Below are 24499 nucleotides of genomic sequence, written 5' to 3'. Positions count from 1 at the left end.
GTCCGTCCCTATCGAGGCACTGCTGATGCCTGGCGGCGACTTGTCGCAGCTTGTGCATTGATGAAAAAGACCAGATCCATGACGGTATCCACGCGTCCATGCCAAGGGTTGTCTTCCGTTTTGTCCAAGCAACGTCCTGACCTGGCTGCGATATCCTGCAACAAATCATCCAGCTCGTCCGCCTCAAGTTGAAAGTCCGCAGACAGCCTGTCCGAGGCGCGCACGGGAAAAGCGGGCACGTACGGCTGCAGCCATTGCTGGAGTTCCTGGTAGGTCGCACGTATGATCCAGGTATCTGTCTGGCGCAGGTCAAAGCTGCGGGCAAACTCGCAGATCGATACGCCTTGACGCGACCTTGCCAGCGCTTCGTAGCGGCGCTTTTCTCGCTTGGTCACGGCTGCGCCATAGCAGCAGGCGGCGCAGCATGACATCGCGATCATGCACCGCGCAAACGTCGATGCTGAATACAGAAAGTATCCGAACCCCAACACCAGAACCATCAAAAATAACACTGCGGCATAGCCAAGATTTTCGCTATGGCGGGGTGGCAGTAACCGGGATGGCAATCGCATGGTCTTCATCCTGTTCCTTATCCTGAAGCTTGCAGAAGCAGAAGCAACGGCCAGTATCAGTCAATTATCAAGGGGACTCCGGTGGAGTACCGCTGGTACACCTCATCAATGAATGCCACATCCGTACCTGGAGCAAAGATCAACGCAAACTCCTCATCGGTCGCAGCGAAGATATCGTAGACCGCATTCTCGGCCGCATCAAAAATCTGGATATTCTTCATATTCCAATCTTTATTATTCCTCAGCGGTATAGCTTGTTGCTGATTTTTCTGCGTGTACGGAAAGGCACGATTGATCTGGCAGCAGGCCTCAAAAAGTTGACCATGCACCCAAGCTGGCCTTGTCGACATGGCCATCGCTCAAGGCTTTCAGTGCGCGGATAAAATCATCGAGCAGCGCCGGCTCGGTCAACATATACAAGGTACTTTCGGTAGCGACATGCTTTTTACCGAAGTCAAAATATTCGGACTGGGCGGCAATGGTGATGTACAAATTTCCCATCTCCTGAAAATGCAGGCGGGCATGAAAGGCGCCGGATGCATATTCAGGGCCGAATTCTCCGAATCGCAGGTCATGAATGCCGCCGTGGACATGATTCTTGAAACGGTCCAATCCCGCGGCGGCATCCTTCAAGCGCTGGTGTCCCGCATACACGTTGATGCCGAAGGTTGAGGTGCCGTCGTTGGCCTCGATACGCAACTCGACCATATCCTCATCGGCCCACTTCCTGAGAAAGCTGATTCCTGTTTCCATATCCCCTCTTTTGTCGGCATGTCTGGCCCCATTGGCTGTGCCTGGCTGCTTGCTACTTTAACGTATTGCAGCATGGCGTAGCCTCTTATCGCAACCTTGATCCGTCCGGATTGGCAGCTTCTTCCTGGATATTCTTCATGTACTCATCTTCGTCAGGCTGGCATGGACAGGCAGCGATCGGCTTGAAATAGCCTCGTGGGCAGCACGGCGAATTCACTCATCCCTGAGCCGAAGCCTTGCCGCTTCCAGCATGTCCGGGTAGCCGGTATCGGATGGGAAAGACACCTGCTTTTCGAAGATGCAGCACAAATTCCACAGTGCCCGCTGCTCGGCCCCATCTTCGATCGACAAGGTGTCAGTGTTACTGAAGCGCTGCAGGAATGCGAACAGCACCAGCGCCTCGTCCGTGGTCAAGGTAATCGTCACATCGGCTGATGGCGCTGTCATTGTCGACGCCAGGCTCAGGCCACCGCCAGCGCCACAATCTCGCGCTGCATGTTCTCGATCGCCCGCTGGTTGTATTGATTGGAGAAGTACGCATCGCCAAACAGCTGCCCGGCCTGCGCCTTGGCCGAGAGGTGCTGCAGGGCCAGTCCCCGCTGCTGGTTGAAACGGGCCGGCTCGACATGCGCGTATTCGCGCGCTATGGCTTGCGTGTACGCCTGGTAGACCTCTTCATCCTGGCCCAGGATGGCCAGGTCGGCGCTCAGCATCACGTCCTTCAGCACATGCGCAATCGATAGGACCTGGAAGTGGTCGGTGGCGCGTATCAGCTGGGCGACTTCCTGGTTGTCGCCGGCATCGAGGCCGCTGCCCAGCCATAGCTGGGCGCTGGCTTCTTCGCTTGAATACAGGGCGTCTTCGTCGTGGCTGTAGACGGCGTCGTGGAACCAGAAGGCTTTTTTGACCAGCGCGCTGTCGCGTGGCGCAGCGTAGGTATTGTCGGCCCAGACGCGGATTTCGGACAGGCCGTGCACCAGGTGGTCGAGGTTGTGATAGTGGCGGTCCGCGCCGCCATACGCGTCCGGCCCGGTCAGGTGGGCGAACCAGCGATCGAACAGGGCGATCTGGTCAAGCGAGGCGGTGGCGTACTGCCACAGCGCTTCCCACTCCTTGCGCAGGCAGTCGAGTATCCAGGCCTGGTAGGCAGGGCCGGGGACGAATTTTTTCATGGTCCAGTTCCAGCCGACCGGGCCTTCCAGCGCTTTGACGAAGCTGGAGCTGACGGAACCCAAGTCGCGCGGTGGCATCACGAAGATGGTTTTGGCGCCCTGCAGCACGTCGACATTGGTCTGCTGGATCAGGTTTTCATAGTCGAAATCGGCGGTGGTGCGGATACCGCGGATCAGGTAGTCGCAGCCGTGCTTTTTCGCCGCGCGCGCGGTGTAGTCGCCCTTGACGATCACTACCTGCACATTGTCCCAGCCGCACTCGCGCGCGCTCTGCTCGATGATGCGCTTGCGGTCTTCGGCCGGGAACTGCGGCTTTTTGGCGGGGTTCTGCGACAGGAAAACGATCACCTCGTCGGCCAGTGAGCGCGCTTCGCCGATCACCCACATATGGCCGTTGGTGATGGGGTCGAGGGTGCCTGAAAAACCGATCTTCTGCATGCTGCGCTCCGTTCATTAATGTACTTATTGGGCAGACAATATAGGCCTGCGCCGCGCACGTCAATGCAGCATGCCAAAGATCCGTATCAAATCGCTATTTTTTCAGCGGCAGCGGGAACTCTACCCGCACGCACAGGCCGCCGAGCCGTTCGGAACTGTCCAGCACCAGGCGCGCGCCATGGCGCTCGGCAATCGCCTTGATGATGGCCAGGCCCAAGCCGCTGCCGTTGGCGTCGGTGCCGGGCACGCGGTAGAAGCGGCTGAACACCCGTTCGCGCTCTTCCTCGGGAATGCCGGGGCCGCTGTCTTCCACCGACAGGGTCACGCCAACCGGCGTCGAACGCAGGTCGATATCGACCGTGCCGCCCTGCGGCGTGTATTTGATGGCGTTGTCGACCAGGTTGCGCAGCAAGATGTTCAGGGCGTCGGCCTGGCCGGCGGCGCTGGCCGGGTCCATATGGTGCAGGCCCAGGTCGATCTTGCGCGCCTGCGCCACGCCGGCCATGTCGCCCAGCGCGCGCTTGACGACATCGTTCAGGTCCACCAGCTGCAGCTGGTCGCCGCTGGCCGCGCTGGCCTCCTGGCGCGCCAGCACCAGCAACTGCTCGACCAGCCGCGTGGCCCGTTCGATGCCGGCGCTGACGCGCGAAATAGCCAAGCTGCGCTTGTCTTCCGACTCGGCGCGCTCCAGGCTCAGCACCTGCAACTTGAGCGCCGCCAGCGGCGTGCGCAATTCATGCGCGGCGTCGGCGACGAAATGCTGCTGCGCGTCGAAGGCGGTTTTCACGCGGTCGAACAACAGGTTCAATTCATGCACCAGCGGGCGCACTTCGTCGGGCAGGCCGGACTCCGACACCGGCGACAAATCGTCGGCCTGGCGCGCCGCCACCTGCTTGCGCACGCGAGACACGGGCGCCAGCGAACCGCTGACCACCCACCACACCACCAGCATCAATATCGGCGCCATCAGCGCGATCGGGCCCACCGTGCGCAGCGCCAGGCTGCCGGCCATGCGTTTGCGCACCGCCATGTCCTGCGCGATCTGCACGGTCTGTGAACTGGTCTGCACCGAGAAGATGCGGTAGGTGGTGCCGTTCGCCTTGACGTTCGAAAAACCCAGCACGGCGCGTTGCGGCAGTTCGGCGCGCGTGATCGAACGGAACACCTGCACCCCGTCCGGCGTCCAGACCTGCACCACCATGTCGTTATTGGCCGGATCGGCCGGCAAGGCTTCGGCGTGATTGGCCAGCGGCGCGCCCGAACGCAGCGACAGCGCCATCTGCTGCATGTGATAATCAAAAATCTGGTCGGCGTCGTACAGCGCGCTGCGGTAGGCGATCGACGCCTGCGCCAGCGCCGCCATGATGATGGCGGCCAGCAGGAACCACAGCAAGCGGCCGCGCAGCGAGTGCGTCACGGTCACCTTCACCTTCATTCTCATGCCTTGGGCACCATGTAGCCCAGGCCGCGCACGTTCTGGATCAATTCGCTGCCCAGCTTCTTGCGCAGGCCGTGGATATACACCTCGACGGCATTGCTGTTGACTTCATCCTTCCAGCTGTACAGCTTTTCTTCCAGCTGCGCGCGCGACAGCACGATGCCGGGCCGCGCGATCAGCGCTTCGAGCACCGCCCATTCGCGCGCCGACAGGTTGACCGGATGGCCATCAGCGATCACTTCGCGCGTGAGCGGATTGATCGACACGCCCTGGTGTTCGAACACCGGTTCCGGCCGGCCCGAAGCGCGCCGCAGCAAGGCGCGGATGCGCGCCAGCAGTTCGTCGAGGTCGTACGGCTTCAATACATAGTCGTCGGCACCGGCGTCGAGGCCGGCGATGCGCTGCTCGATGGCGTCGCGCGCGGTGGCCACCAGCACGGGCGTATCGAGTTTGCGCAGGCGCATCGAGCGCAGCACTTCCAGGCCATCCTTGCGTGGCAGGCCCAGGTCCAGTAGCACCAGGTCATAGGTTTGCGTTTGCAGGGCCGTGTCGGCCATGTCGCCATCCTTGACCCAGTCCACCGCGTAGTGCTCGGCGCGCAGCAGGTCCAGCACCACTTCGCCGATCATTGTGTCGTCTTCTACCAGCAGTAAGCGCATGGTTGCTCCTTGTTTTATTTTTTACCCCAACAGCGAAAATGCCGGGGTCGGACCCTAGGGTCCGACCCCGGTATTGCCATTGGGTTTGCTTCTTCATTATCCTAAACGCACCGGTATAAAAATCTTGTCCGGTCCACGCTGTATCAGCAAGGCGACCGACTTGGCCGATTTGTCGACCACGTCGCGCACTTGCTCGACGGTGTTGACGGGGCGGCCGTTGACCGACAATAACACGTCGCCCGGCTGCACTCCGGCATTGGCCGCCGCGCCGCCCGCGTCTTCCACCAGCAGGCCGGCGCTGATGCCCGCTTCGCGCTTTTCATCCGATTGTAACGGACGCAGCGCCAGGCCCAGTTTCACCTTGCCGGCTGCGCCATGCTCGGGCGCCGCTTCGGCCACCTTGTCGGCGGCATTGCCCAGCGTGGCCGTGATGGTGACGATCTTGCCGTCGCGCCAGACATCCATGTTGATCTTGTCGCCCGGCAGCGCAATACCGACCATGGCCGGCAAGTCGCCCGAGGCGATGATGCGCTCGCCATTCATCTTGCGGATCACGTCGCCGGACTTGAGGCCCGCCTTGTCGGCCGGGCTGCCGCGTTCCACATTGGCAACCAGGGCGCCTTCCGGCGTGGCCAGCTTGAACGAGTCGGCAAAACCCTGGTTCACTTCCTGCACCGTCACGCCCAGCTTGGCGTGGCTGGCCTTGCCGGTAGAAACGATCTGGTCCTTGATGCGGCCGGCCAGGTCGATCGGGATCGCGAACGACAGGCCCTGGAAGCCACCCGTCTGGCTGTAGATCTGCGAATTGATGCCGACCACTTCGCCGCGCGTATTGAACAGCGGGCCGCCCGAGTTGCCGGGGTTGACCGCCACGTCGGTCTGGATGAAAGGCACGTTGCTGTCGTCGGGCAAGGAGCGGCCCTTGGCGCTGACCACGCCGGCCGTCACCGTGCTGTCGAAGCCGTACGGCGAGCCGATGGCCAGTACCCACTCGCCCACTTTAAGGTCGTTCGAGTGGCCCAGCGGCACTACCGGCAGGTTGCTGGCGTCAATTTTCAGCACCGCGATATCGGTCTTCGGATCGGAACCGAGCACCTTGGCGCGGAACTCGCGGCGGTCGTTCAGCTTGACGGTCACTTCGCGCGCATCGCGCACCACGTGGGCGTTGGTCATGATGATGCCGTCGGAGCTGACGATAAAGCCGGAACCGAGGCCGTGCGTGGGCACGTCGCGCCCGCCGCGCTGGCCGCCTTGCGGACCCTGGAAGCGACGGAAGAATTCAAGGAAAGGATCGTTGCTGAAATCGTCGGCGCCGGCCTGGCCGGAGTTGTCAAGCGCCACCTTGGTGCTGCCGGTAACGCTGATGTTGACGACGGCCGGGCTGTTGCGCGCGGCGATCTGGCTGAAATCGGGCAAGGCCACCAACGTGCCTGGCGCTGCGGTAGCTGCGGCGGGCGCCACGGCAGCGGCCACCGGCGTGGCGGGTGCGCCATTGGCGCCGGCGTTGTTCTGATGCACCACCATCGCGCCACCGGCGCCGAGCACACCGATCGCGGCCAGCGCGGCTACGGTGCGTTTGATTTTCAGTGATGGGCTGGCCGTTTTTTGTTCTTGGTGTTCCATGGATTGCTCCTCATTCGATGAGATTTGATGTATGCAATAGTGGGCCACCAGACTTAGGCGCTGCTTAACATTTTTCCCATGAGAAACAGGTGTTCAGTCCTTTTTCAGCCCTTTAAGCATCGCCTAATCTTGTGTTTCAAAGGGGCCAGACGTGACACTGGCCGGATCAACCGGCCAGTATTTTACTGCATCAGCAGGAGGCTCTCCTGCCGCTCAGCGCAAGCTCACGTATCAGGCTGCCTGGCGCTGTTCCAGTGCACTGACATTGTCGCCTACCACTTCGCCGCTGCCGCCGCCGATCTCGATCTTGCGCGGTTTCAGCGCTTCCGGCACTTCACGCACCAGCTCGATGGTCAGCATGCCGTTTTCAAACGTGGCGCCAGTGACCTTCACATGGTTGGCCAGCTGGAAGCGTTGTTCGAAATCGCGTGCTGCGATACCGCGGTGCAGGAAGGTGCGCTCGACGCCATCTTTCTGCTTGCGACCCGTGACATGCAGCGAGTCGCGTTCGGTGATGATGTCGATCTCGGCGCGCGAGAAACCGGCCAGCGCCATCACGATCCGGTATTTGTCTTCCGATACCAGTTCGATGTTGTACGGTGGATAGCTCGGCTGCGCGTCGGCGCGCTGATCGTTGAGCAATTGAGCCAGGCGGTCGAAACCGATGGCGGAACGATACAGGGGAGCGAGGTCAAATGTACGCATGATAAATATCCTTTTCAAGTTAAGCGATAAGAGGGGCGGACCTCACGATGAGCATCCGCCTGCTACCAATATACGACTCTCGCGCCATCTTTCAAGGCCTTGAAAAACACGATTTTTGCCCCAGTCGCCAAAAAAAATTCGCTTTTTTTTCAAAGCACTTTATTGCTCGCTCAGCAGGGCGCAGGACAGCGCCGTGCGGTTGCTCACCCCCAGCTTCTGGTAAATCATGTGCAGCTGGTTGCGCACCGTGGCCGGTGACTTTTCAAGGCTGCGCGCGATGATTTTGTAAGGCGTGCCGTGCATGGCCATCGCCGCCACCAGCCGCTCGGCCGGGGTCAGACGCTGCATGGCGCCACTGCTGTGTAAAGTATTACCGTGTTCTTTGTTCATCATGCATTCCCGATGTGAGGCCACGTTCTTGCGGCCATTCACCGTCTTGTTCGCAGCCGGACACGCTACGGTTCAATCTTTTTGCAGATAATTTTCAAGCCGGCTCACGGCCCGCACCACCGCGCGTGCTCCATCGGACAATGTTTCCCCAATGCTATAATCGCCTGGCCCTGTCGCCTACCCTCTCCCCATGAGTGCATTGCCCGTCAATCCCGCCGAACTGCTTGCCGCCATGGCAGCGGGTGACCAGCGCGCGCTCGATGCTTTGTTCCGCGCCTGGTCGCCGAGGGTGCGCGTGTTTGCGCGGCTGCAGCTGACCGGCTGCGGCCTCGATGCGCAGGCGATCGCCGACGAGGTCACGCTCGACGTATTCCACGATGTATGGCGCGCGCCGATGCGCTACGACGGCAGGGTGGCCTTCGGCACTTGGCTGCTGACACTGGCGCGCAACAAGGCCATCGACCAGATCCGCCGCCATGGCAAGCGCCAGGCGCGCGAAGAGTCGATCGACCGCGATGGCTACGACCAGGCGCAGCTCGATGAATTCAATCACGATCCGGGTCCGCAGGCACAGCACGAGAGTGTGCAGCGGCGCCACGGCATCCTCGACTGCCTGCGGCGGCTGCGCAATCCGATGCAGCGCGAAAGCCTGACCCTGTGGGCCATCGATGAGCTGTCGGTGGCCGATATCGCCCGCATCCAGCAGGCGCCAGCGGGCACCGTCAAGACGCGTTTGTTCCATGGCCGCCTCAATTTGCGCCAGTGTCTGGAGCGCTGGCTGGTACAGGAAGGCCCGGCATGACTGAACCCTTGGCGCCCGAAGACCAGCGCCTGCGCGCCATGCTGCGCGAGGCGCTCGACGCCGAAGCGGCCGCGATGGCGCCCGATGCGGGCCTGGCGCAACTGCACCAGCGCCTGCGGCCGGCAAGCTGGTGGCGCCGCCTGCGCTGGCCCACCTTCCCCACCTTCCCCACCTTCCCCACTTTCCCAACCTTGGCGCCATGGGCGATCACGGCGCTGGCCAGCCTTTGCGTGGCGCAGGCCTGGATGCTGTGGCGGCCGCACGATACCGCCGCCGACCAGCTGCAATGGCGCAGCCTGCCCGGCATGGAAGCGCAGAGCGCGGCAACGCTGCGCGCGCATTTCGCGCCCGGCGCCACGGTCGAACAAGTGAGCGCGGCATTGACGCAGGCTGGCGCGGCGATAGTCGCCGGTCCGCTGGCCGACGGCAGCTATCTGCTCGACGCGCTTGACCCGCAGGCGGCGCTGCGCAGCCTGCAAGCGAACCACACCATCATCCAGACCATCGAGTTGCGCCAGCCATGAAGCGCAGGCTGTGCTGGCTGATACTGCATTGCCTGGCCAGTGGCGCCGCGCTGGCCGGCGAGCGCCATGCGCTGCTGGTCGGCGTGGGAGAATTGCCGGCGCTGCCGCGCGCCGCCTGGCTGGCCGGCCCCGCCAGCGACGTGGCCGCCATGCGCGCCGCGCTGCGCCAGCAAGGCTTTGCCGAGCGCCATATCGCCAGCCTGGCCGATGGCGGTGGCGTTGATGCCGCGCCCACGCGCGCGGCCATCCTGGCGCGCCTGGCGCAGCTGGAAAAAACCCTGGGCAAGGATGACGTGCTGCTGCTGTACTGGTCCGGCCACAGCGTGCTGGCGCCCGGCTATCCGGGCGCAGTGACGCAAAGCCAGCGCACCCGCCTGCTCACGCGCGACAGCCGCCTCGGGCCCTCCAAGCGATTCGATGGCGGTATCGGCAGCGCCGAACTGGGGCGCGCCATCGATGCGCTGTCGGCGCGCCAGGTACAGGTGGTGGCCGTGTTCGACACCTGCCATGCTGCGGCAGGTACGCGCAGCGATGACGGCCTGATATGGCGTGGACTCGCTGCAGCGGACCTTGGCTGGCGCAACGCTGGCGCCAGCGACACCGCAGCGGATGCGGCGCGTGCCCGCCCGCGCTTTGTCGGTTTCTTTGCCGCCGAAGCACAGCAGCGCACGCCGGAAATGCGCAGCGCGCCCGCATCGGGACAGGCGGCGGGCCTGTTTACGCGCGCCGTGATCGCCGGCCTGCAAGCGCAACCTGCCACCTATGCCAGCTGGGCCGGCAACGCCAGCGCGCAGTACCGCACCGCGCTGCAGTCGTATCAGCTACCGCGCTCGGCCTGGCCTTCGCCCGTGTATGCGGGCTTGCTCGACGCGTCCTTGTGGCAGGCAGGCGATGCTGCAAACACCGCAACTTTGTGGCCGGTGCAGCGCAATGCAAACGGCTGGAAACTGCCGTATGGCCTGCTCGATGGCGTGCGCAGCGGTGACGTGTTCGAAGCGGGCGGAGCGCGCTGGCGCGCCAGCGAAGTGCGCTGGAACGATGCGCGCTTGCTGTCCGACAGCCTGCAAAACCTGCCCGATGTGAGTTGGGCGCGCCGCACGCCGGCGCAAACGCCACAGGGCCGCATCGCCGCGCTGCTGGCGCTGCCGCCATCGCACGGCGCGCCGCTGGTCGATGCGCGCATCGAACTGACCTTGCCGGGCCAGGCGCCGCGCCAGCTGCCGCTGGCCGATGGCGACCTGGGCACGCTGCCGGCCGGCACGCGCATCCGCATCAGCGTGGAAAACCGTGGCACGGCTTCGGTCGACTTGGGGCTGGCGCATTTGCCGCTGACCGGCGCCGCCACCCGCATCTACCCGGCGCTGGCAGGCGACAGCAACCGCATGCCGCCCGCCATCGGCAACGGCATCAGCGTTTTTGAACGCAGCTTTGTCGTCAGCGGCCCGGCCTATGGCGTGGAGTGGCTGGCGCTGGTTGCCGCGCCGGCCGCGAACGGCGCCCCACCGCGCCGCTTCGCCATCCTGGAAGCGCTGCCGGCAAGTACGCGCGGTGGATCAATCCCGGCGCCGATCGACACGCCGGACCAGGCGCAGCTGGCGCGCGTATCGTGGAAATCGGTGCCATGAAGCGCCTGTTGCTGGCGTTGCTGCTGGCGTTTCCCGTGAGCGCGATGGCGGCGGGCAGCTGCCAGTCCATCATCGCGCCGTGGCTGGCGCAGGGCAATGAGGCCAGTGCGGCCGAACAGCCCGCCGTGTCGCTGACGCTGTTCCAGCAGGCCTTGGCAGCATGTCGGCAGGCGGGCGACCAGGCCGGCGTGGCCAGCAGCCTGCTGGGCCTGGGCCAGAGCCTGCAAATGCTCAACCGCTACGCCGACAGCGAACAGGCGCTGCTCGAAGGCTGGGCCATCCGCCAGCAGATCGGTGATGGTGATGGCGATCCGGGCCGCGAGAACATGTATTACCCGAGCGAGTTGATGTATCTGTACCGCCAGTGGAGCCGTTTCGAGCTGGCCTGGCAATGGGGCGATATCGCGCTGGCGGCCAAGGCGCGCCTGATAGGCAAGGACACCGTGTCGTATGGCACCAGCCTGTCGAATCTGTCCGGCGTGGCGCTGCAGACCAAAGAATACGCGCGCGGCCTGCCGTACGCGCAGCAGGCGATGGATACCTGGCAACGCACCTCGGGCAAGAACAGCACCGACCATGCGTGGGGCATGCGCGATGTCGGCATACTGCTGCTGCGCATGGACCGCATGCAGGAGGCGTACGGCTATCTGGAACAGGCCTACCAGATACGCCTGGGCGCGTTCGGCGAAGACAGCACCGAAACGCAGACCAGCGTCAACGACCTGGCCAACTGGCACACTCTGGCCGGCAACGACCGCCAGGCGCTGTCGTTCGCCCAGCGCGCGCTGGCCAGCGCCGTGCGCAGAACCGGACCTGACTCGATGCAGGCCAGCGTGGCCCTGGGCCGCTTGAGCGGCATCCATTTGCGCCTGGGCGAAAGCGGCAAGGCGCTGCAGGAAGCCGAAGACGCCCTGCGCATCCGCCGCACCCTGTACGGCGACCGCCACGCCCATACCATCAACGCCTGGCAGGATGTGGCGCAAGCGGCGCTGGCCGACAATCAGCTGGGGCGCGCCGAGGTGGCAGCCGGCGAGGCGCTGCGCCACTGCCGCAGCGTGCAGGGCGACACCGCCCCGGCTTGCGCCTTGCACCAGCTGGCACAGGGCGGCGCGCTGCTGGCGCTGGGCCAGTACCAGGGCGCGCTGGATGCGGCCCAGGCGGCAGCCAGGCTGGCCATGTCGGGCACGCAGGCGCTGCCCGGCGACGAAGCCGAAGCGCTGCTATTGGCGGCGCAGGCGCAGATCGCGCTGGCCCGGCAAGCAGAAGCCGTGGCAACCCTGGGCGCACTGGAAGCGCGCCTGGCGCAGACGCCGCCCGCGTCAAAAGAACTGCTGGACTCGGTGCGCCAGGCGCATCTGCTGGCGCGCGCGGAAAACGCTGACGCCACCACCCTGCAGGCGCTGGCGCAGGACGCGTCGACGATGGCGCAGCATCTCGCCGAAACGCGCGGCCTGTCGCATTCCGCCTACGCGCAGGCGCTGCTTGACGCGGCAAGCTTGCAGGCGCGCGCGGGCGCCTTGGCCACGGCGCGCGAACAGGCGGCGCGCGCGCTGGCCATCGCGCTGGCCAATGACAACACCTTGCTCGAAGCGCGTGCGGCGGCTCAACTCGGTGCGCTGGAAACCGAAGGTGCCGCCATCTTTCTCGGCAAGCAGGCCGTCAATGCGCTGCAAGCGGCGCGCGTGGCAACCGCCGGGCTGCCGGTGGCGCTGCGCCTGGGCTTTGTGCGGCAAAAGCGCGCCGCCTATGGCCAGCTGGCCGACCGCCTGCTCGACCAGCGCCGCATCCACGAAGCCGAAACCGTGCTGGCGATGGTGCGCGAAGACGAGTTTCACAGCCTGGTGAGAAGCGGCGCGGACCCGCGCACCACGCGCCTGGACTACTCGGGCGTGGAGCTGGCGTGGCAGCGCCAGTTCGTCGCCAGCGGCGCTGCCCTGCGCGCCGGCGCCCAGGTATTGGCGGTGGCGCGCGAACAGCAGGCGCAAAACGCGGCGCAAGCCGATGCCGGTGTGGCGGCAGCGCAGGCGTCGATGGCCAGCCTGGTCGACGACGCTGCCAAGGCGCTGCTGGCGCTGCCGTCCGCGCCAGCGGCCACCACGATTCGTGATGCCCCCGCCGCCAGCGTGCAAGCGGCGCCCCTGAAGCGCGGCACCTTGCACCTGACTTACATGGTGACCGGCCAGCGCCTGCGCATCGTTGCCCGGCGCGCCGGCCGCGCCGCCAGCCATGTCTACAACGTCGCCATCGACGAGCGTGCACTGGCCCAGCATATCGCCCGCCTGCGCCGCAGCGCGCAAGACCCGGGCCTGGACCCCAGAACCGAGGCGCAGGCGCTGTATGCGCTGCTGATCGCGCCGGCGCGTGCAGAACTGGCGGGCGCCACCTCGCTGTCGCTGTCGCCAGGCGGCGTGCTGCGCTACCTGCCGTTCGCCATGCTGCATGACGGGCGCCGCTGGCTGGTCGAACGGCTGCCCGTGTCGCTGCACGCCAGCACCGGCACGATGGAAAAAGCGCCGGCACGCGCGCCATCGATGGCGCTGTTCGGCCAGACCGGCGCCAGCGGCGAACTGCCGGCCCTGCCGTTCGTGAAGCAAGAGTTGCTGGCCGTCGACGCCATCGAACGCGCGGCGCGCATCCCCAGCCGCGTCTACCTCGATGGCGAATTCACTGCGGACGCGCTGCAACAGGCGCTGCCCGCCAACAGCAGCGTGCATATCGCCAGCCACTTCGTGCTGCGCTCGGGCGCCGGCCAGGATTCCTATCTGCTGCTTGGCGATGGCCAGAAACTGAGCCTGGCCGAACTGGGCGGCAGTCGCTACCACTTCGATGGCCTGGACCTGCTGACCCTGTCGGCCTGCGAAACCGCCGTGCCGGCCGGCATCGACGACACCGGCCGCGAACTGGAAGGCCTGGCCTGGCTGGCGCGCCAGCGCGGCGCGCACAATGTGCTGGCCAGCCTGTGGCGCGTGTCGGACCAGTCGACCGCCACCCTGATGAGCGATTTTTATGCTGCCCGGAAACAGGGCAAAAGCAAGCCGCAAGCCTTGCGCCAGGCGCAACTGCGCCAGTTGCGCTCTGGCCGGCAAAGTATCACCAGCACCAAGCGCGGCCTGGCGCGGCGCGGCCTGACACCGCTCGACACGGTTGCGCCTTCCTCTACCGGGGAATCGCGCAACCATCCTTTCTACTGGGCCGGCTTTATCCTGCTCGGCTCCTGATTTCTTCTTTGACTGTCTGCCATCCATGCCTTTTTCTCGCCGCCCCTTGTTTGCCCTGCTGTTCGCTGTTGCCTGCCAGGCGCACGCCGCCGCACCGATCGTGCTCAATGTCGACGCCAGCAATGTGGCGCAGCAGATTTTCCAGATCCAGGCCTCGATTCCGGCCACCCCTGGCGAGATGACCCTGCTGTATCCGCAATGGATACCGGGCAACCACGGCCCCAGCGGCCCGCTGAACCAGCTGGCCGGCCTGCGCCTGTCGGCCAACGGCCAGCCGTTGGAATGGCGGCGCGATCCGGTCAACATGTTCGCCTTCCACGTCACCGTGCCGGCCGGCGCGTCCACGGTGGAAGCGCGGTACCAGTTCCTCTCGCCGGTCGAAGCGAACCAGGGCCGCATCACCATGACGCGCGAGATGCTGGGCGTGCAATGGCAGGCCATGACGCTGTATCCGGCCGGGCGCCCGACGCGCGAGATCGCCGTGCAGCCGAACCTGACGCTGCCGGCCGGCTGGCAGTTCGGCAGCGCCCTGGAAGTACAAAGCGAAGCGGCCACGCCAGCCGGCCAGCAGGTGGCGTTCAAGCCGCTGGACCTGGAAACCCTGGTCGATTCGCCCCTGTTTGCCGGCCGCCATTTCAAGCGCATCGACCTCGATCCGGGCGCCAGGTTCCCGGTGCACCTGAACCTGGTGGCCGACAGCGCCGACAGCCTGGAAGCAACGCCCGAGCAGATCGCGCCGCACCGAGCGCTGATGCAGCAGGCCTATAAACTGTTCGCCTCGCGCCACTACAAGCATTACGATTTCCTGCTGGCGCAAAGCGATGAATTCGGCGGCATCGGCCGCGAACACCAGCAGTCGAGCGAGAACGGCGTCAAGCCCGGCTACTTCAGCGACTGGGACAAGACGGCGCCGGTGCGCGTGCTGCTGCCGCATGAACTGACGCATTCGTGGAACGGCAAGTTCCGCCGCCCGGCCGGCCAGGACACGGCGGACTTCAACACGCCGCTGCAAAACAGCCTGCTGTGGGTCTACGAAGGCCAGACCCAGTACTGGGGCAATGTGCTGGCGGCGCGTTCCGGCCTGGTCGACCCGGTGCATATGCGCGACCTGTTCGCCGCCACCGCCGCGCGCTACGACGTGGCGCCAGGACGCAGCTGGCGCACCATGGGCGACACCACCAATGACCCGATCATCAACGCCCGCCGCCCGCAAGGCTGGAGCAGCTGGCAGCGCGACGAGGACTACTACATGGAGGGCGCACTGGTCTGGCTTGATGTCGACACCCTGATCCGCGAACTGTCGCGCGAGCGCCGCTCCCTGGACGATTTCGCGCGCGCCTTCTTTGGCGTCAACGACGGCAGCACCACGGCGCTGCCCTACACCTTCGAGGATGTGGTGGCGGCACTCAACAAAGTGCAGCCCTACGACTGGGCGACCTTTTTGCGCAGCCGCGTCGATGGCCATGGCCCCGGCGCACCGCTGGACGGCCTGGCGCGCGCCGGCTGGAAACTGGTCTACCGCGATACGCCCACGCCAGCCCTGAAAGCCGATGAAGAGCGCGGCAAGAGCACCGACCTGACTTATTCACTGGGCGTGGTGATCGACAAGGACGGCAAGCTGGGCCGGTTGCTGTGGGACGGTCCCGCCTTCAAGGCCGGCCTGTCGGGCAATACGACCTTGCTGGCCGTCAATGGCACGGCCTATACGCCCAAGCTGCTGAAAGCGGCCATCAAGGCCGCCAAAGACAATAGCGAGCCGATCAACTTGCTGGTGAAAAAGGGCAAGCAATTCCAGACGGTGGCGCTCGACTATCACGGCGGCCTGAAGTATCCGCAACTGGAACGCATCGCCAACACGCCGGATCGCCTGAGCACCATCTTGCAAGCGTTGAAATAAGGCTGGCGTGCGCTGGCCGGCGCGACGCCGTTTTAAGATGGCACAGTATTCCACCAAGGAGAAATGATGATCACGCTCTACACCTGGACCACACCCAACGGCCGCAAGCCGATTATCCTGCTCGAGGAATTGAGCATTCCCTACCGCATCGAGACGGTCAATATCGGCGAAGGCCAGCAGTTCACGCCCGAGTTCCTGGCCATTTCGCCCAACAACAAGATCCCCGCCATGGTCGATGAAGGCGCCGAGGGCGGTGCCTTGCCGCTGTTTGAAAGCGCTGCCATCCTGATTTACCTGGCGGAAAAACACCAGCAGTTCCTGGCGCCATCGGGTGCCGCGCGCTACAAGGCGCTGGAATGGCTGAGCTGGCAGATCGGCGGCCTGGGGCCCATGCTGGGCCAGCTGGGCTACTTCGAGCGCGCCGAGGAAAAGTCCGAGCAGGCGTTGAAACGTTTCCGCGAGGAAGCTGAAAGATTGCTCAACGTAATGGAAAAGCAGCTGGCCGCCGCGCCCTACCTGGCCGGCAGCGAGTATACGATTGCCGATATCGCCGCCTACCCGTGGGTGCGCGCCGCCGAAGAGCGCCTCAAGGGTGCGCTGGGCGCCCGGCTTGAAGCGAGCCCCGCGCTGCAGCGCTGGCTGACCCTGGTGGGCGAACGCCCGGCCGTACAGCGCGGCATGGCGCTGCCCAAAGTCTGATTGATTGGTGTATGCTGACACTATGAACAATGATACCGACATCCAGCTCAGCGGCCCTTTCAAGGCCACCGACGGCTCCGGCCGTGCCCACGACATCAAGGCCATCCGCATCTTCGACGAAGGCTACGGCATTATCGACGTCTATGTCGATTTTTCCGCCCCGCTCGAAGCGGGTGCCTACAAGGACAAGACCCTGGTCGGCCATATCCTGGCGCGCCTGCGCAGCCTCGGCTACGTCGGCCCCGACTTCGGCCATGGCGACCTGGGCCTGCAAGACAAGAAACTGATCGTGCTTGAAGCACCGGAAGAGTTCTCCGCCTTTGCCGCCAGCAAGGGCTGGAAGGATCTGTCGGCCGAATTCGACGACGAGTAATCCGTTTCCCACTCCACTGCGCCGCACCCGCTTTTTGCCGGTGCGGCGTTTTTCATCACGCCATCACTATTGATCCCCATGCTCCAGTTCTTCCAGCGTCTCTGCGCTTTGCCCGTCTTGTTACTATTATTATCAGGCTGCCAGCAAGCCGATATGGCCAAGACCATGGATGAAGTTGTGCCCATGCAAGACAAGCAACTAGCCATGCATTACAGCGAACTGCTGCGTGAAAAAAAGCTCGAACTGATCGGCAACGCGATTGACCCCGGCAGCAATGGCGAGGCTGTCACCAACAAACTGCCCGAGCTGAGCGAGATTTTTCCTGATGGCGAACCCAAGTCCATCAAAGTGATCGGCTATCATCGCTTCGAGCAGCCGGGTGCTCCGCAACTTCTCAATATCAGCCTGGAGTATGAATTTTCCGACAGATGGATACTCAGCACCATCATGCTGAAAAGATATGGCAACAATGTCACCGTCACGGATGTGGGCGTGATACCGCAAACGACATCGCTGGAACAGCAGGCTGACTTCAGCTTGCACGACAAGTCAGTACCCCACTATCTGATGCTGTGCATGGTGGCAGCCATCGCGCTGCTGACACTGTCCGCGCTGGTGCTGTGCCTGCGCAGCAAACTGCGTGGCAGGAAATGGCCGTGGCTGCTGTTCATTATCGTCGGCTTCGGCAAACTGGTGCTCAACTGGGGCACCGGACAATGGCTGTTCATGCCGTTTTCCGTGCAATTATTCAGTGTAGGCGCGCAAAGCGGCCTCTATATGCCCTGGTTATTTACCGTCGCCTTGCCAGTGGGCGCGATCGTGTTCCTTCTCTACAGAAAAAGGCTGCTCGCGCCGGCCAGCGAGGCCGCCGTACCAGCAAGCGAGTGACCCTGCTACCTCATGCCGCAGGCGCGGCCTGCAGATAGCGCGCGCTCCAGGCCGCGATTACGTTGGCAACATACGCAGCATCATCGCGCCCGGTCAGCAGATGATCGGCATCGTCGAGCGAGACAAAGCTTTTCGGGTGTTTCGCGGCCGTGAAAATATCCATCGCGTTCGACAGGCTGACGGTGGTGTCGTTCGGCGCGTGCATCACCATCAGCGCACGGCGCAGGCCGGCGATGCATTCCTTCAGGCTGTGGCTGCCCGCATCGTCGACGAATTGCTGGCGGATGCGAAACGGCCGCCCTTGCAGTTGCACCAGCGCCTCGCCATCGGCAGCGATCTGCTCCAGGTGCGCACTGAACATGCGCGTCACGTAGGCAGGCGTGCTCGGTGCTGCCAGGGTGACGATGGCGGTCGCTTCCGGCACTTGCGCGGCGGCCGCCAGCACGGCCGCCCCGCCCAGGCTATGACCGATCAGCAATTGCGGCGCAGCATGCTTTGCGCGCAAGAAATCGGCGGCGGCCACCAGGTCGTCGACGTTCGAGGAAAAATTGGTGGCGGCAAATTCGCCTTCGCTGGCGCCCAGTCCCGTGAAATCAAAGCGCAGCACGGCGATGCCATGTTCGCTCAAGCCTTGCGCAATGCGCCGCGCCGCCAGCACATCCTTGCCGCAGGTAAAACAGTGGGCAAACAGCGCATAAGCGCGGATCGCGCCATCGGGCGCATCGAGCCGCGCCGCCAGCAGATGGCCATGCGCGCCAGGAAAGTCTTGCCGGGTGGATTTCATAAAGTGTTGATCAAAAGCTGCCGGACATGCCGGGCGATGGAGCATTGTAACGCTGCTGGAGCAAGCATGTTTCTAACCACAAGCACGCCCGCAAAACGTATTGAAACCCAGTCGCCTGCACAGGCATCTCGGGCCAAGCGGGCCTGAAAAACGTCGAGGGCAAGGCGCAGCGACGAAGACAGTACGACGAGTACGGCGAGGAGCTGCAACGCCGCCATCGGCGTTTTCTCAGGCGCGCGTCTCCGGCCAGCTGTTTTCAAGCCTTTACTACACCTTGCTCTTAGTGATATGCAATTCAACTGAACAAGCCATGCAAAAACCAGCGCGGCGCTTCTTCCGCATTGCCTGCAATGCGTTCGCGATAAACCCAGTAATGGGCGTGATCGAGCCCTTCGGCAATAAAATAATCGCGCGCCTGCGACTGCCCCCACCAGCCGGCCTCGATGCGTTCGGCCACCGACACCATGCGCAAGGGCGAGCCATAAAATGGCCGGTGTTCGCGCATCAAGAGGGCGATGGGCTGGGCCAGCAGCCAGCCCGGCCGGGGCATGCCGGGCAGGCCCGGCGGCAAGTCGGGCACGGCGCTTTTGGCGGGGACTCGGGCGGGCACGGGCAGCCAGCGGTTGGCCGCTTCGGGCCGGTAGTCGGCTTGCGGCATGGCCTGCAGCACATTCTCCACGCCCAGGCGCGCCACCAGCAATTGCATCAGGCGCTGGCGTTCCTGCGGCGTGCCGCCCGGCTCGGGAAACAGGCTCTCGCTGGGCGGCGCCATCGCCTGCACTTGCGGCGCAGACAAACGCAAGCCGATCACGGGCGCGTCGAGCGTCACTTGCGCCAGCCGCTCGCGCAGCAAGCGCACCAGGTGTTCATCGCGCCAGACCGCCTCGCCCAGCGCCAGCACCAGCACGGTCGGCGGTTTTGCCACCCTGCCCCGTTCGTGTATCAGCAGCAATTCGATGCGTTCGACGGCCAGTTGATGCGCACATAGCCAGCCTGTCATTTGCTGCAGCAAGCGGCGCGCGCCGAACAGCAGCGCGTCGGCGTGCTCGACCCGGTCGAACAGTTCCAGCGCGGCGCAAAAGCTCGGCGGCGCGGCGATCCAGACGAACAATTCGGTGCCGTGGCCGTGGGCGTCGTCGAGCATATCGAGCAAGGGCCGGCCGCAGCGGCGCTGCAGGCCAGGACGTGGCAAACGGCGCAGCTGCCCCAGCGTGTGGCAGCCGATGCCGTCGAACCAGTCCAGATTAGCGCGCGCCGGCGGCAGCAAGGCGCAGGGCAAACGGTCAAGCTGGCGCACCAGGCTGGCCATGCCCAGCGCGCGCCCTGATGTTGCGCCCGCCTTTGCAAGCCCTTGCGCCAGCAGCCAGGCGCCGCGCGCTGTCGGCGCGCACGACAGCACAGCCGTATAGCCAAGTGCGCGCAAACTGGCCTCGATTTGCCGGCACAGCGCGCGCACGCCACCGAACAGGCGCAGGCTGGCGCCGGCGTCAACCAGCAAGGTGGCTTCTTCGGCACTGGCCACCTGCGGCGAATATTGCAGCAGCGCCAGCGCCACCTCCTGCAGCGCCTGCGCTTCCAGTTCCGATGAGCGTGCATGCACGCGCGCCTGCGGCGCCAGCATCAGGACGCCGGCGCGGCGCATGCCCGGCTTGACGCCGGCTGCGCGCGCCAGCGGCGACAGGGCAATCACTTGCTCCTGCTCCAGCACCACGCACAAGGTGTCAGCCGACCAGTTCGGCAAGAACACGTCGAGCGGGAGCCGGGGCAGGCAGAGGCCGATCCAGAGGCGCATGACGCTGCAGTAAAGAAGGAGGTTGCAAGGGCAGGAACAGCGGCGCATCGCGCTGCGGTCCCCGGCGTTTGATAAAGCCGATATCGATGCCGCCGGCGGCCGGCCGTACCGACAGGCGCAGCGGCGCCGGCGAAGCATCCTGCGCGCCATGCAGCGGGCGCAGCATGAAAAACAGGGTGTTACCGCCCTGCGCCGCCAGGTGCAAGCGGCGCAGGCTCTCGGCGCGCACCTGGCTTTGCCAGAACAGCAGTGCGCCGCAACTGCCGCTGCGCAAGATGTTTTCCGCCGCCCATAAGGCATCCTTGCTGCTGGCGCTGCGCAGCCACAGCAGTTGCGACGGGTGCAATCCTTGCGCTGCCAGCGCCAGCGCCTGCGGCGGATGGGGCGGCTGCAGCAGCACGATGGGCAAGCCCGGCAATTGCGCCAGCGCCGGCGCCAGCAGCCGCAATTCGCCGCTGCCGGCCTGCTGCACCAGCAGGTCGACCAGGCTGCCGGTGGGCCAGCCGCCGCCCGGCAGCTGCGCCGACAAGGCGGCAAAGCCCGTGTCGATGCAGCGCACCGCGCCCTGTCCCAGCTGCGAGGCGCGCCACAAGGACGGATGCAAGGCTTCCGGCGAGGCCATCAGTTCGGAATGTTGCATGAAAGTACCTAAGTAAAATACTGTATAAATATACAGTACTATTCACAGGCCATTTTGGCAAGGATTATCTGTCTGTCCATGCCCTGCAAGCCGCCGCGCAGGCCGCTTCGCGGTGTCGAAAAACACTGTTATTGCCCACGATTGCTGTACCATGAGCGCTCTCCTTACCGTCCGGTATTGCACCAGGCGGCTTCACATTTATCAAGGAAATCACATTTGAGCACCATACAATTGATCAGCGCCGTCATCTTCGGCCTCGCCCTCGTCCACACCTTTGCCGCCAAGACGTTTGACCTGCTGGCCGACCGCCACCCGCGCCATGCAGGACTGTTCCACCTGCTGGGCGAGGTGGAAGTGGTGTTCGGCTTCTGGGCGTTTATCCTGATTATCGCCATGGCCTTCGTTTCCGGCAGCGACGCGGCGATCAGCTATGCCGAGTCGCGCCATTACACGGAGCCGCTATTCGTCTTTGTCGTCATGGTGGTGGCCGCTTCCCGCCCCGTGCTCGACGCCGTGCAGCGCCTGTTGAAAGGCGTGGCGCGCGCCCTGCCGTTGCGTACCGAGCTGGCGCTGGCGTGGCTGGGCCTGGCGCTGGTGCCGCTGACCGGTTCCCTGATTACCGAGCCGGCCGCCATGACCCTGGCCGCGCTGATGCTGGCGCCGCAAATCTTTCGCCAAGGCATACCCGAATGGCTGAAATATGGCGCCCTGGGCGTGCTGTTCGTCAACGTCTCCATCGGCGGCACGCTGACCTCGTATGCGGCGCCGCCGGTGCTGATGGTGGCCACCACCTGGAACTGGGACAGCGCCTTCATGGCCAGCCACTTCGGCTGGAAAGCGGCGATTGCCGTGCTGGTCAACGCCACCGGCGCCTGCCTGTTGTTGCGCAAGTATTTGCACAGCAATACGTCCGACATCAAACCGAAACCGGGCGCCGTCGAGCCGCCAAAAGTGCCGCTGGCCATCAGCCTGGTGCACCTGGCCGTGCTGGCCGGCGTGGTGGCGCTGGCCCATCATCCGGTCTTGTTCCTGGGACTGTTTTTATTCTTCCTCGGCTTCGTGCAGGCGTATGAACGCTACCAAAACCCCTTGATCCTGAAGGAAGGCCTGCTGGTCGGCTTCTTTCTGGCCGGGCTGGTGGTATTGGGCGGCATGCAGCAATGGTGGTTGCAGCCGATTGTGTCGAGCCTGAAACCGCTGGCGCTGTTCTTCGGCGCGCTGGGCCTGACAGCGATTACCGACAATGCCGCCCTGACTTACCTCGGCTCGCTGATCGCCGGCATCAGTGCGGAAGCCAAATACATGCTGATGGCGGGCGCGGTCGCCGGCGGCGGCCTGACCGTGATCGCCAATGCGCCGAACCCGGCCGGCGTGGCGCTGTTGCGGCGCGGCTTCGACAGTGAATCGATCGGCGCGCTGGGCCTCCTGGCCGGTGCCCTGCCGCCGACCATGGTGGCGGCACTGGCCTTCCTGCTGCTGTAGGTCTACAAGCGCCGCTGGTGGCGCGCAAAAAAGTCCAGCAGCAGCTTGCTGGCGTCCGGCCCCGCTTTGGCATTGAATGGCAGGCTGGCGTCGCCACCGCTCCAGGCATGCTCCAGCTGTTCGATCTGCGCCACGCGCAGCAGCAACTGCGTTCCCACCTGATAATCATGCAGCGCGTAGCCATGCGCGGGATTGCGGCTGCCCGCCGTACCCGGTGGCCAGCGTTCGGCCGTGACCTGCGTCGTGGCCGGCATGCGATTCAGGCGGATGCTCTGGCGCACCAGCTGAGTCTGGTTAATCGGCCGCACCACATTGTCCTGCTGGCCCTGGATCAGGATGGTCGGCAGGCCCGGAAACAGCGGCTGGCGCGCCAGCACTTCGTCGATGGCGCTGTCGACCCGCATCGCCGCGCCATGCTGCATCACATGCATGGCGCCGATCAGGCTGTGGCCGGCGCCGAACACAGGCCCCGAATGCAGGCCGACGGCGGCAAACAGCTGCGGATGGTTCAGCGCCACGATATGGGCCATGCCGGCGCCGGCGGAAATGCCGCAGATATAAATGCGCGTGCGGTCGACAGGGTAACGCGCGGCCACCTGCGCGATGGCGCCGACGATCAGGCCGACGTCGCCGCCACCATCCTGGGTCAGCTTTTCATACCATTTCCAGCAGCGCCGCGCATGCGAGCGCAGCGACTGCTGCGGGTACAGCACCGCATAACCCTTGCGCTCGGCCAAGCGATTCATGCGCGTACCTTCGGCAAACTGCGTGGCGCTCTGCTCGCAGCCGTGCAGCATCACCAGCAGCGGCCGGCCTCGCGTGCGCATGGCAACATTGGGCGCCTTGTCGGGCAGATACAGATAATACGGCAGGCGCCGGCCCGGCAACTGCCCGGGCTCCCCCAGCGGCGCGTAGTGCGACGCCAGCCATTTTCCCGGCGCGGGTGCGGCCCGCTTGCGCACGCGCGGCGGCGCCAGGGGTGCTGCTGCGGTGGCGGTGGCGGCCTTGGCCGGTTTGCGCCGTGGCTTGGAAGCAGGCTTGGCCACAGGCGGGCCGAACAGCACCTTGGCCAGCCTGGTGGCCGTGCGCTGCTGCGTCTTGCCGACACGCAGCAAGCCGCGAAGCCATGTGGTAGCGGGTTTAACCATGATGGCACAGCCTCCTGATTCGATACCATAGAGTACCGCACTTGCCGCACGACACCGTAGGATCCTCAGCTTTTAAAAGTTCCCCTGACACAATTGAGCTAGCTCAAACGCCGCCAAGTCACCATGCTTAATCTGGATGCTCACCGCGCACTTCCATCCACTTCAACTGGAGAAAAAACCATGAGCTATCTGGACCGCGACATGCTGGGCATGTATCGCAACGACACCGGCCCCGGGCCGGCACTGATGGGTGCCGATACCCTGATCGGCGACGATGTCTACAACCACAGCGAAGAGCAACTGGGCGACATCAAGGAAATCATGCTCGACATGCGCAGCGGCCGGATCGCCTATGCCGTGCTGTCCTTTGGCGGCGTGCTGACCCTGGGCGAAAAGCTGTTTGCCGTGCCTTGGGAAAAGCTGACCCTGGACACCATCAACAAGCGCTTCATGCTGGACGTGGACAAGGAACAACTGAAAAACGCCCCCGGTTTCGACAAGGACAACTGGCCCGACATGGCCAGCGACGCCTGGAATGACCAGATGAACCAGTTCTACGGCACCACCTCGCGCTATGGCATGGGCGACATGAGCAACATGGGCAATATGGGCAACCTGGGCGGCAGTCGCATGTCATCAGGCAGCGACCTGCGCGGCGGCGCCAGCCTGCAATCGGGCACGGGCGGCAGCATGAGCGGCTCGTCGATGTCTGGCTCGTCGATGAGCGGCAGCCGGGCCGGGACCGGGACCGGGACCGGTAGTCTCCAGGATGACCTGGGCTCACGCTCGTCGCTCAGCGATGACGATGAGATGAACCGGCGCAGTTGATCAAGCCACAGGGGTAGCGTAGGTCGGATTAGGCGCAAAGCGCCGTAAT

General features: G+C 64.4%; 24 protein-coding genes. 10 read left to right on the top strand and 14 right to left on the bottom strand.

The features are described 5' to 3' along the window. Window positions 1–8: 8 nt before the first annotated feature. From AC0Z42_RS12885 to AC0Z42_RS12840, 10 genes are all read right to left on the bottom strand, one after another. Window positions 9–581 (bottom strand): hypothetical protein, encoded by a 573-nt coding sequence (locus AC0Z42_RS12885; RefSeq protein ID WP_485468609.1) that lies wholly within the window; start codon window positions 579–581, stop codon window positions 9–11. A 47-nt stretch (window positions 582–628) separates the two neighbouring features. Beyond that, the gene (locus AC0Z42_RS12880) at window positions 629–793 is read right to left on the bottom strand and encodes a hypothetical protein (RefSeq protein ID WP_485468608.1); all 165 of its coding nucleotides are present in this window, start codon (window positions 791–793) and stop codon (window positions 629–631) included. 88 nt (window positions 794–881) lie between these two features. Continuing rightward, window positions 882–1325, bottom strand: coding sequence for a hypothetical protein (locus AC0Z42_RS12875; RefSeq protein ID WP_485468607.1), 444 nt, complete (start codon window positions 1323–1325; stop codon window positions 882–884). Window positions 1326–1538: 213 nt separating this feature from the next. Next, window positions 1539–1772, bottom strand: a complete 234-nt coding sequence (locus AC0Z42_RS12870) for a hypothetical protein (RefSeq protein WP_485468606.1) — start codon at window positions 1770–1772, stop codon at window positions 1539–1541. Between the two features lie 14 nt (window positions 1773–1786). After that, a complete protein-coding gene (gene coaD, locus AC0Z42_RS12865) occupies window positions 1787–2935 on the bottom strand; it encodes a pantetheine-phosphate adenylyltransferase (protein WP_485468605.1) in 1149 nt (382 codons plus the stop codon). Between the two features lie 94 nt (window positions 2936–3029). Beyond that, window positions 3030–4370: an ATP-binding protein gene (locus AC0Z42_RS12860; RefSeq protein WP_485468745.1), complete on the bottom strand. Its 1341-nt coding sequence runs from the start codon at window positions 4368–4370 to the stop codon at window positions 3030–3032. Window positions 4371–4372: 2 nt separating this feature from the next. Continuing rightward, window positions 4373–5032 (bottom strand): response regulator, encoded by a 660-nt coding sequence (locus tag AC0Z42_RS12855; RefSeq protein WP_183675758.1) that lies wholly within the window; start codon window positions 5030–5032, stop codon window positions 4373–4375. Window positions 5033–5128: 96 nt separating this feature from the next. Next, window positions 5129–6655: a Do family serine endopeptidase gene (locus AC0Z42_RS12850; RefSeq protein ID WP_485468604.1), complete on the bottom strand. Its 1527-nt coding sequence runs from the start codon at window positions 6653–6655 to the stop codon at window positions 5129–5131. A 231-nt stretch (window positions 6656–6886) separates the two neighbouring features. Further along, window positions 6887–7360, bottom strand: coding sequence for an Hsp20 family protein (locus AC0Z42_RS12845; RefSeq protein WP_485468603.1), 474 nt, complete (start codon window positions 7358–7360; stop codon window positions 6887–6889). A gap of 159 nt (window positions 7361–7519) precedes the next feature. Continuing rightward, window positions 7520–7708, bottom strand: a complete 189-nt coding sequence (locus AC0Z42_RS12840; RefSeq protein ID WP_485468602.1) for a helix-turn-helix domain-containing protein — start codon at window positions 7706–7708, stop codon at window positions 7520–7522. A 232-nt stretch (window positions 7709–7940) separates the two neighbouring features. Here AC0Z42_RS12840 and AC0Z42_RS12835 point away from each other — a divergent pair, with 232 nt between their 5' ends. The 8 genes from AC0Z42_RS12835 (at window position 7941) to AC0Z42_RS12800 (ending at window position 17776) form a co-directional block, all read left to right on the top strand. Then, on the top strand, window positions 7941–8552 hold the full coding sequence (locus AC0Z42_RS12835) for an RNA polymerase sigma factor (protein ID WP_485468601.1): 612 nt from the start codon (window positions 7941–7943) through the stop codon (window positions 8550–8552). Beyond that, window positions 8549–9076 (top strand): hypothetical protein, encoded by a 528-nt coding sequence (locus AC0Z42_RS12830; RefSeq protein WP_485468600.1) that lies wholly within the window; start codon window positions 8549–8551, stop codon window positions 9074–9076. The genes AC0Z42_RS12835 and AC0Z42_RS12830 overlap by 4 nt, the downstream gene beginning before the upstream one ends. Further along, window positions 9073–10701 (top strand): caspase family protein, encoded by a 1629-nt coding sequence (locus AC0Z42_RS12825; RefSeq protein WP_485468599.1) that lies wholly within the window; start codon window positions 9073–9075, stop codon window positions 10699–10701. Before AC0Z42_RS12830 ends, AC0Z42_RS12825 begins: the two co-directional genes overlap by 4 nt. Beyond that, window positions 10698–13919, top strand: a complete 3222-nt coding sequence (locus tag AC0Z42_RS12820) for a CHAT domain-containing tetratricopeptide repeat protein (protein ID WP_485468598.1) — start codon at window positions 10698–10700, stop codon at window positions 13917–13919. Before AC0Z42_RS12825 ends, AC0Z42_RS12820 begins: the two co-directional genes overlap by 4 nt. Window positions 13920–13944: 25 nt before the next feature. Continuing rightward, entirely contained in the window at window positions 13945–15816 is a 1872-nt protein-coding gene (locus AC0Z42_RS12815; RefSeq protein ID WP_485468597.1) for a M61 family metallopeptidase, read from the top strand. A gap of 63 nt (window positions 15817–15879) precedes the next feature. After that, window positions 15880–16515, top strand: a complete 636-nt coding sequence (locus AC0Z42_RS12810) for a glutathione S-transferase family protein (protein ID WP_485468596.1) — start codon at window positions 15880–15882, stop codon at window positions 16513–16515. Window positions 16516–16537: 22 nt separating this feature from the next. Further along, window positions 16538–16888 carry a hypothetical protein gene (locus tag AC0Z42_RS12805; protein ID WP_065310711.1) on the top strand — a complete coding sequence of 117 codons (351 nt, stop codon included), beginning with the start codon at window positions 16538–16540 and terminating at the stop codon, window positions 16886–16888. A gap of 78 nt (window positions 16889–16966) precedes the next feature. Continuing rightward, window positions 16967–17776 carry a hypothetical protein gene (locus tag AC0Z42_RS12800; RefSeq protein WP_485468595.1) on the top strand — a complete coding sequence of 270 codons (810 nt, stop codon included), beginning with the start codon at window positions 16967–16969 and terminating at the stop codon, window positions 17774–17776. 10 nt (window positions 17777–17786) lie between these two features. On the opposite strand, the gene AC0Z42_RS12795 is transcribed toward AC0Z42_RS12800, so the two are convergent. From AC0Z42_RS12795 to imuA, 3 genes are all read right to left on the bottom strand, one after another. Beyond that, on the bottom strand, window positions 17787–18560 hold the full coding sequence (locus tag AC0Z42_RS12795; protein ID WP_485468594.1) for an alpha/beta hydrolase family protein: 774 nt from the start codon (window positions 18558–18560) through the stop codon (window positions 17787–17789). A gap of 295 nt (window positions 18561–18855) precedes the next feature. Beyond that, complete coding sequence (locus tag AC0Z42_RS12790) at window positions 18856–20352, bottom strand: Y-family DNA polymerase (RefSeq protein ID WP_485468593.1); 1497 nt, start codon at window positions 20350–20352, stop codon at window positions 18856–18858. Next, window positions 20282–20992, bottom strand: a complete 711-nt coding sequence (gene imuA, locus AC0Z42_RS12785) for a translesion DNA synthesis-associated protein ImuA (RefSeq protein ID WP_485468592.1) — start codon at window positions 20990–20992, stop codon at window positions 20282–20284. The genes AC0Z42_RS12790 and imuA overlap by 71 nt, the downstream gene beginning before the upstream one ends. 216 nt (window positions 20993–21208) lie before the next feature. Here imuA and AC0Z42_RS12780 point away from each other — a divergent pair, with 216 nt between their 5' ends. Beyond that, window positions 21209–22474, top strand: a complete 1266-nt coding sequence (locus AC0Z42_RS12780; protein ID WP_485468591.1) for a putative Na+/H+ antiporter — start codon at window positions 21209–21211, stop codon at window positions 22472–22474. Between the two features lie 2 nt (window positions 22475–22476). Here the strand turns inward: AC0Z42_RS12780 and AC0Z42_RS12775 are convergent, their stop codons facing one another. Next, window positions 22477–23622: an extracellular catalytic domain type 1 short-chain-length polyhydroxyalkanoate depolymerase gene (locus AC0Z42_RS12775; RefSeq protein ID WP_485468590.1), complete on the bottom strand. Its 1146-nt coding sequence runs from the start codon at window positions 23620–23622 to the stop codon at window positions 22477–22479. Between the two features lie 180 nt (window positions 23623–23802). Between AC0Z42_RS12775 and AC0Z42_RS12770 the strand changes: the two genes are divergently transcribed. Continuing rightward, a complete protein-coding gene (locus AC0Z42_RS12770; protein WP_485468589.1) occupies window positions 23803–24450 on the top strand; it encodes a PRC-barrel domain-containing protein in 648 nt (215 codons plus the stop codon). The last annotated feature ends 49 nt before the right edge of the window (window positions 24451–24499 follow it).

Source organism: Janthinobacterium sp. 1L-D-8-B-C4 (assembly GCF_057291295.1).
The sequence above is the reverse complement of the archived record's forward strand: the minus strand, read 5'-3'. Positions and strand labels throughout refer to the sequence as shown.

What these genes read in the sequence shown, in the direction of transcription:
- AC0Z42_RS12885 (WP_485468609.1), bottom strand. Translation starts at nt 581, where the DNA reads ATGAAGACCATGCGATTGCCATCCCGGTTACTGCCACCCCGCCATAGC.
- AC0Z42_RS12880 (WP_485468608.1), bottom strand. Translation starts at nt 793, where the DNA reads ATGAAGAATATCCAGATTTTTGATGCGGCCGAGAATGCGGTCTACGAT.
- AC0Z42_RS12875 (WP_485468607.1), bottom strand. Translation starts at nt 1,325, where the DNA reads ATGGAAACAGGAATCAGCTTTCTCAGGAAGTGGGCCGATGAGGATATG.
- AC0Z42_RS12870 (WP_485468606.1), bottom strand. Translation starts at nt 1,772, where the DNA reads ATGACAGCGCCATCAGCCGATGTGACGATTACCTTGACCACGGACGAG.
- coaD (WP_485468605.1), bottom strand. Translation starts at nt 2,935, where the DNA reads ATGCAGAAGATCGGTTTTTCAGGCACCCTCGACCCCATCACCAACGGC.
- AC0Z42_RS12860 (WP_485468745.1), bottom strand. Translation starts at nt 4,370, where the DNA reads ATGAAGGTGAAGGTGACCGTGACGCACTCGCTGCGCGGCCGCTTGCTG.
- AC0Z42_RS12855 (WP_183675758.1), bottom strand. Translation starts at nt 5,032, where the DNA reads ATGCGCTTACTGCTGGTAGAAGACGACACAATGATCGGCGAAGTGGTG.
- AC0Z42_RS12850 (WP_485468604.1), bottom strand. Translation starts at nt 6,655, where the DNA reads ATGGAACACCAAGAACAAAAAACGGCCAGCCCATCACTGAAAATCAAA.
- AC0Z42_RS12845 (WP_485468603.1), bottom strand. Translation starts at nt 7,360, where the DNA reads ATGCGTACATTTGACCTCGCTCCCCTGTATCGTTCCGCCATCGGTTTC.
- AC0Z42_RS12840 (WP_485468602.1), bottom strand. Translation starts at nt 7,708, where the DNA reads ATGCAGCGTCTGACCCCGGCCGAGCGGCTGGTGGCGGCGATGGCCATG.
- AC0Z42_RS12835 (WP_485468601.1), top strand. Translation starts at nt 7,941, where the DNA reads ATGAGTGCATTGCCCGTCAATCCCGCCGAACTGCTTGCCGCCATGGCA.
- AC0Z42_RS12830 (WP_485468600.1), top strand. Translation starts at nt 8,549, where the DNA reads ATGACTGAACCCTTGGCGCCCGAAGACCAGCGCCTGCGCGCCATGCTG.
- AC0Z42_RS12825 (WP_485468599.1), top strand. Translation starts at nt 9,073, where the DNA reads ATGAAGCGCAGGCTGTGCTGGCTGATACTGCATTGCCTGGCCAGTGGC.
- AC0Z42_RS12820 (WP_485468598.1), top strand. Translation starts at nt 10,698, where the DNA reads ATGAAGCGCCTGTTGCTGGCGTTGCTGCTGGCGTTTCCCGTGAGCGCG.
- AC0Z42_RS12815 (WP_485468597.1), top strand. Translation starts at nt 13,945, where the DNA reads ATGCCTTTTTCTCGCCGCCCCTTGTTTGCCCTGCTGTTCGCTGTTGCC.
- AC0Z42_RS12810 (WP_485468596.1), top strand. Translation starts at nt 15,880, where the DNA reads ATGATGATCACGCTCTACACCTGGACCACACCCAACGGCCGCAAGCCG.
- AC0Z42_RS12805 (WP_065310711.1), top strand. Translation starts at nt 16,538, where the DNA reads ATGAACAATGATACCGACATCCAGCTCAGCGGCCCTTTCAAGGCCACC.
- AC0Z42_RS12800 (WP_485468595.1), top strand. Translation starts at nt 16,967, where the DNA reads ATGCTCCAGTTCTTCCAGCGTCTCTGCGCTTTGCCCGTCTTGTTACTA.
- AC0Z42_RS12795 (WP_485468594.1), bottom strand. Translation starts at nt 18,560, where the DNA reads ATGAAATCCACCCGGCAAGACTTTCCTGGCGCGCATGGCCATCTGCTG.
- AC0Z42_RS12790 (WP_485468593.1), bottom strand. Translation starts at nt 20,352, where the DNA reads ATGCGCCTCTGGATCGGCCTCTGCCTGCCCCGGCTCCCGCTCGACGTG.
- imuA (WP_485468592.1), bottom strand. Translation starts at nt 20,992, where the DNA reads ATGCAACATTCCGAACTGATGGCCTCGCCGGAAGCCTTGCATCCGTCC.
- AC0Z42_RS12775 (WP_485468590.1), bottom strand. Translation starts at nt 23,622, where the DNA reads ATGGTTAAACCCGCTACCACATGGCTTCGCGGCTTGCTGCGTGTCGGC.
- AC0Z42_RS12770 (WP_485468589.1), top strand. Translation starts at nt 23,803, where the DNA reads ATGAGCTATCTGGACCGCGACATGCTGGGCATGTATCGCAACGACACC.